Consider the following 5,759-nt stretch of genomic DNA (forward strand, 5'->3'; position numbering starts at 1 on the left):
GTGTTCAATCAGGCGATGGTCAAGAAGGTCGGGGCCGATGACTTCCTGGCCAAATTCCGTCCTGATGACCTGGCATCCCGGGTAGTCGACCGGATCAAAGCAGCAGATAACAGCTAGGGGCCTTCTGCCCCTGGCGGTCAAAACGATTTAAGAGGCGGCATCTTTGTCTACGGGTAATTTGGATTTCGAACAGTTCCGGGTATTCCTGGAAAAAGCCTGTGGCATTTTGCTCGGTGAAAACAAGCAATACCTGGTCTCGAGCCGTCTCAACAAACTGATGGAGCAGCAGGGCATCAAATCATTGGGTGAGCTGGTTCAGCGCATCCAGACCCAGCCGCGCAGTGGTTTGCGCGAGATGGTGGTGGATGCCATGACCACCAACGAAACCTTGTGGTTTCGTGACACCTATCCGTTTGAAGTCTTGAAGAACAAGGTCTTGCCTGCAGCGATCAAGGCAAGCCCCGGCCAGCGCCTGCGGATCTGGTCGGCAGCGTGTTCGTCGGGTCAGGAACCGTATTCGCTGTCGATGTCCATCGATGAGTTCGAACGGGTCAACATGGGTCAGTTGAAGATGGGCGTGCAGATCGTTGCCACTGACCTGTCCGGCACCATGCTGACCAACTGCAAGACCGGCGAGTACGACAGCCTGGCCATCGGCCGCGGTCTGTCGCCCGAGCGCCTTCAGCGTTACTTCGACCCGAAAGGGCCGGGACGTTGGGCGATCAAGGCGCCGATCAAGAGTCGGGTGGAATTTCGCTCGTTCAACCTGCTGGACAGCTATGCGAGCCTGGGCAAGTTCGACATCGTGTTCTGCCGCAACGTGCTGATCTACTTCTCCGCCGAGGTGAAGAAAGACATCCTGTTGCGCATCCACAGCACGCTGAAGCCGGGCGGTTATCTGTTCCTTGGCGCGTCCGAGGCGCTGAACGGTTTGCCGGACCATTACCAGATGGTCCAGTGCAGCCCGGGGATCATTTACCAGGCGAAGTGATTCGTTGACGGCATAAAAAAACGGGAGTCCTCAGGGGCTCCCGTTTTTTTGTGCCTGATTTCTCATTCTCGCCGCACTACCTGTAGGAGCGAGGCTTGCCCGCGAAGGCGGTGTATCAGACACAAAATCGCTGACTGACACATCGCCTTCGCGGGCAAGCCTCGCTCCTACAGTGGTCGGTATAGTTCCTGATAAGCGGCAGAAAAGCGGCAGGCGGCGGAAATCGGTTGCCGCTTTTCTGGCATTGCCGGCTTGCCACCGCGCGCAAAGCCCCGGTTTACGGGCTTTTTTGAATTGGCACGCCGCTTGCTATGTCCATGTTACGAAAAATCAGGTCACCCGAAGGTTTCCCGACATGAGCATCAGCTTCGATAAAGCGCTCGGTATCCATGAACAAGCCCTGGGCTTCCGCGCTCAGCGTGCCGAAGTCCTGGCCAACAACATCGCCAACGCCGACACCCCGAACTACAAGGCTCGGGATCTGGACTTCTCGAAAGTGCTCGCCGAGCAGAACGAGAAAACCAAAAACGGCAAGTTCGCCTTGAACATGACCAACAGCCGTCACATCGAAGCTGAAGGCATGGGCAATGGCGACGAGTCGCTGATGTATCGCACGCCGATGCAACCGTCGATCGACCAGAACACCGTGGACGCCCAGCTGGAACAGTCGAATTACGCGGAAAACGCGGTCAACTTCCAGGCCAGCTTCACCCTGCTCAACAGTAAATTCAAAGGGCTGGTGTCAGCCCTGCGCGGAGAGTAATCCATGTCTCTATCCAGTGTTTTCAACATTGCCGGTAGCGGCATGAGTGCCCAGACCACTCGCTTGAACACCGTCGCCTCAAACATCGCCAACGCCGAGACCGTCTCGTCGAGCATCGACCAGACCTACCGTGCCCGCCACCCGGTATTCGCCACCATGTTCCAGGGCGGCCAGAGCGGCGGCAGCGATTCGCTGTTCCAGAACCAGGACGCTGCCGGTCAAGGCGTGCAAGTGCTGGGCGTGGTCGAAGACCAGAGCAACCTTGAAGCGCGCTACGAGCCGAACCATCCGGCTGCTGATGGCAAGGGCTACGTCTATTACCCGAACGTCAATGTCGTCGAAGAAATGGCCGACATGATTTCCGCGAGCCGTTCGTTCCAGACCAACGCCGAAATGATGAACACCGCCAAAACCATGATGCAGAAGGTCCTGACCCTAGGTCAGTGATAAGGGGCGATTCATATGAGCGTTATCAGCGATGTTCTGGCCAACTCCTCGGTCCAGACCCCGACCAACAAAGACAGCCTGACCTCGGCCGCTACCGGCGGCCAGGCGCTGGGCAAGGACGCGTTCCTGCAACTGTTGGTGACTCAGCTGAAAAACCAGAACCCGCTCGATCCTCAGGACAACAGCGAGTTCGTGGCACAACTGGCGCAGTTCAGTAGCCTGGAAGGTATCACCACGCTGAACGATACGGTCAGCGGCCTTGCCAGCAGCTACAGCTCCTCGCAAGCCTTGCAGGCTTCTTCGCTGGTGGGCCGCTCCGTCATTGCGCAGACCGACAAAACCCTGGTCGACACCTCCAAGAGCCTCAACGGAACCGTCGTGGTGCCCACCTCGGTTTCCGCCGCCACCGTCAAGATCACCAACTCGGAAGGCAAGACCATCCGTACGCTCGAGTTGGGCAGTCAAAGTGCCGGTAACGCCAGTTTTATCTGGGACGGCAAGGACGATGCAGGCGCGGTGGCACCGGCGGGTACTTACACCTTCGGCGCAACGGCCACCATCGACAGCAAGGCGACATCGCTGATTACTTATCTGCCAGCGACCGTTAACAGCGTGACCATCAGCCAGACCGGCGGTGAGTTGATGCTGAACCTGGCAGGCATGGGCAGCGTTGCCCTGTCCAAAGTACAAACCATTGGTATATAGAGCCGACTAACACGGCACAAGGAGTGGAATATGTCTTTCAATATCGGCCTTAGCGGTCTCTATGCAGCCAACAAACAACTGGACGTGACCGGCAACAACATCGCCAACGTCGCGACCACCGGTTTCAAATCCTCCCGTGCAGAATTCGAAGACGTGTACTCGGCCACTCGCCTGGGTACCGGCAGCAAGACCGTCGGCAACGGCGTGCGCCTGGCCAACGTTTCCCAGCAGTTTGGCCAGGGCGACGTGAACAATACCGGCAATGTGCTGGACATGGGCATCCAGGGCAACGGCTTCTTCATCCTCAGCGACAACGGCTCCCTGAGCTACACCCGTGCCGGTGCGTTCAAGACTGATGCTGAAAACTATGTGGTCGATAACAACGGCAACCGTTTGCAGGGTTATGGCGTTGATGCCAACGGCAAGATCATCAACGGTGTGTTGACGGATTTGAAGATTGATACGTCGAGCTTGAAGCCGAATCCGACCACTCGAGTTGAACAAACCCTGAACCTCAACTCGTCTGAAACATCGCCGACCGTGGCTACGTTCAGCCCGACGGACACCAACAGCTATAACAAGACCATTTCCACCAAGGTCTATGACAGTCAAGGCAACGAACACACCATGGATCAGTACTACGTGAAGACGGGTACTAACACCTGGAAAATGTATACATACATGGATGGCCGTACTCCATCCGATCCGGCTAACAACACGCTGACTCCGTTGACTGCCGACATCGTTTTCAACTCGGATGGCTCAGTCCAGACCCTGACCGGTAGTACCGGTTTTGCTAACGTCGGCGGCACGCTGACTATGACAGGGTGGAAGCCTGGTGCAATCACAAACCCCAATACCACGCCGGTTACCTGGGGGCTGAACGGGTCTGATGCTGCCGCTGCCGGTATTGCGGTGGTCATGACCAAGGTATCTTCCTATAACTCTCCGACCGCTCGTACCGCTCAATTCCAGGACGGCTACGCCACCGGCCAGATCTCCAGCCTGACCATCGACGCCAGCGGCGTCATGACGGCCAACTTCAGCAACCAGCAAACCAAGGCTATCGGCCAGGTAGCGGTGGCGAGCTTCGCCAACGAGCAAGGCTTGCAGCCAGTCGGCGGTACCCGCTGGAAAGAAACCTTCGCCTCCGGCGTGGCTGGTGTCGATGCACCGCAGACTGGCACCCTGGGAGCGATCGTTTCCAACTCCCTGGAAGAGTCCAACGTCAACCTGACCAATGAATTGGTCGAGCTGATCAAGGCCCAGAGCAACTACCAGGCAAACGCCAAGACCATCTCCACCCAGAGCACCATCATGCAGACCATCATTCAGATGACCTGATGCTTGATAGTGCTGCATAAAGAACCCCTCGCAAGAGGGGTTTTTTTATGGCCTGGATTTTTGTCGGGAGTTGAGGTTTTGGTTGTTTGTGCCGGCCTCTTCGCGGGCAAGCCTCGCTCCCACAGGATATACGTCGCCCATATGATCAACGTATATCCTGTAGGAGCGAGGCTTGCCCGCGAAGGCGTCAGATCGGCCACCACATTCCTCAAGGCAAAAGAAAACCCCCGACCAATCCAGAGGACTGATCGGGGGTTATCGAGGTAAGCGCCTTTCAGCGCTCACCCGCTCAGCTTATTGGCAAGCTTCGCAATCCGGCTCGTCGATGGCGCACGCCTTCGGCACTGGAGCAGGGCCGGCAGGGGCTGCCAGGACCGAGTCGTCGCCGTGGTTGCCGCCGCTGGAAACAGCGTTCAGCTTACCGGTGTTGATGGTCGACTTCTCGGTGCTGGTCGCGGCCAGGGCACGGAGGTAGTAGGTGGTTTTCAGACCACGGTACCAGGCCATGCGGTAGGTCACGTCCAGCTTCTTGCCCGAAGCGCCAGCGATGTACAGGTTCAGCGATTGAGCCTGGTCGATCCACTTCTGACGACGGCTTGCCGCGTCAACGATCCACTTGGTGTCCACTTCGAACGCAGTCGCGTAGAGCTCTTTGAGTTCTTGCGGGATGCGCTCGATCTGTTGAAACGAACCGTCGTAGTACTTCAGGTCGTTGATCATGACCGAGTCCCACAGACCGCGAGCCGTCAGGTCGCGAACCAGGTACGGGTTGCTCTCGGTTAATTCGCCAGACAGGTTCGATTTCACGTAGATGTTCTGGTAGGTCGGTTCGATCGACTGCGACACGCCAGTGATGTTGGCGATGGTCGCGGTCGGTGCGATGGCCATGATGTTGGAGTTACGAATGCCTTTCTGCACACGGGCGCGAACCGGTGCCCAGTCCAGGGTTTCGTTCAGGTCAACGTCGATGTACTGCTGGCCACGCTGTTCGATCAGGATCTGTTGCGAATCCAGCGGCAGGATGCCTTTGGACCACAGCGAACCCTGGAACGTCTCGTAGGCGCCGCGCTCGTCGGCCAGGTCGCAGGACGCCTGGATCGCGTAGTAGCTGACCGCTTCCATCGACTTGTCGGCGAACTCGACGGCAGCGTCGGAACCGTAAGGGATGTGCTGCAGGTACAAAGCGTCCTGGAAGCCCATGATGCCCAGACCGACCGGACGGTGCTTGAAGTTGGAGTTCTTCGCTTGTGGCACCGAGTAGTAGTTGATGTCGATAACGTTATCGAGCATGCGAACGGCGGTGTTCACGGTGCGTTCCAGCTTGGCGGTGTCCAGCTTGCCGTTGGTGATGTGGTTCGGCAGGTTGATCGAACCCAGGTTGCAAACGGCGATCTCGTCCTTGTTGGTGTTCAAGGTGATCTGGGTGCTCAGGTTCGAGCTGTGTACCACGCCCACGTGCTGCTGCGGTCTGCGCAGGTTGCTCGGGTCTTTGTAGGTCAGCCATGGGTG

At 57.6% G+C, this 5,759-nt stretch carries 6 protein-coding genes and 1 pseudogene; 6 read left to right on the forward strand and 1 reads right to left on the reverse strand.

Annotation, left to right across the window (positions count from 1 at the left end):
• The 6 genes and pseudogenes from ACIPLA_RS26760 to flgE all read left to right on the forward strand — a co-directional run.
• A pseudogene (locus ACIPLA_RS26760) lies at positions 1-117 on the forward strand (chemotaxis protein CheV); the annotation flags it as partial.
• Positions 118-163: 46 nt separating this feature from the next.
• The gene (gene cheR / locus ACIPLA_RS26765) at positions 164-991 is read left to right on the forward strand and encodes a protein-glutamate O-methyltransferase CheR (RefSeq protein ID WP_008071786.1); all 828 of its coding nucleotides are present in this window, start codon (positions 164-166) and stop codon (positions 989-991) included.
• 355 nt (positions 992-1,346) lie between these two features.
• A complete protein-coding gene (gene flgB, locus ACIPLA_RS26770) occupies positions 1,347-1,754 on the forward strand; it encodes a flagellar basal body rod protein FlgB (RefSeq protein ID WP_095634357.1) in 408 nt (135 codons plus the stop codon).
• Between the two features lie 3 nt (positions 1,755-1,757).
• The gene (gene flgC / locus ACIPLA_RS26775; protein ID WP_007899122.1) at positions 1,758-2,201 is read left to right on the forward strand and encodes a flagellar basal body rod protein FlgC; all 444 of its coding nucleotides are present in this window, start codon (positions 1,758-1,760) and stop codon (positions 2,199-2,201) included.
• A gap of 15 nt (positions 2,202-2,216) precedes the next feature.
• A complete protein-coding gene (gene flgD / locus ACIPLA_RS26780; RefSeq protein ID WP_218394114.1) occupies positions 2,217-2,906 on the forward strand; it encodes a flagellar hook assembly protein FlgD in 690 nt (229 codons plus the stop codon).
• A 30-nt stretch (positions 2,907-2,936) separates the two neighbouring features.
• Positions 2,937-4,250 carry a flagellar hook protein FlgE gene (gene flgE / locus ACIPLA_RS26785; protein WP_401177347.1) on the forward strand — a complete coding sequence of 438 codons (1,314 nt, stop codon included), beginning with the start codon at positions 2,937-2,939 and terminating at the stop codon, positions 4,248-4,250.
• A 294-nt stretch (positions 4,251-4,544) separates the two neighbouring features.
• Here flgE and ACIPLA_RS26790 read toward each other — a convergent pair.
• Positions 4,545-5,759, reverse strand: a 1,215-nt coding sequence (locus tag ACIPLA_RS26790; protein ID WP_401177350.1) for a ribonucleoside-diphosphate reductase subunit alpha, incomplete at its 5' end; no start/stop codon positions are given.

The sequence above is a fragment of the Pseudomonas sp. NPDC086112 genome (assembly GCF_044746425.1).
In the GTDB taxonomy this organism is placed as follows: Bacteria; Pseudomonadota; Gammaproteobacteria; order Pseudomonadales; family Pseudomonadaceae; genus Aquipseudomonas.

Excerpts from the sequence above, each read along its gene's own strand:
- flgB (WP_095634357.1), top strand. The coding sequence starts at position 1,347 with ATGAGCATCAGCTTCGATAAAGCGCTCGGTATCCATGAACAAGCCCTG.
- flgC (WP_007899122.1), top strand. The coding sequence starts at position 1,758 with ATGTCTCTATCCAGTGTTTTCAACATTGCCGGTAGCGGCATGAGTGCC.
- flgD (WP_218394114.1), top strand. The coding sequence starts at position 2,217 with ATGAGCGTTATCAGCGATGTTCTGGCCAACTCCTCGGTCCAGACCCCG.
- flgE (WP_401177347.1), top strand. The coding sequence starts at position 2,937 with ATGTCTTTCAATATCGGCCTTAGCGGTCTCTATGCAGCCAACAAACAA.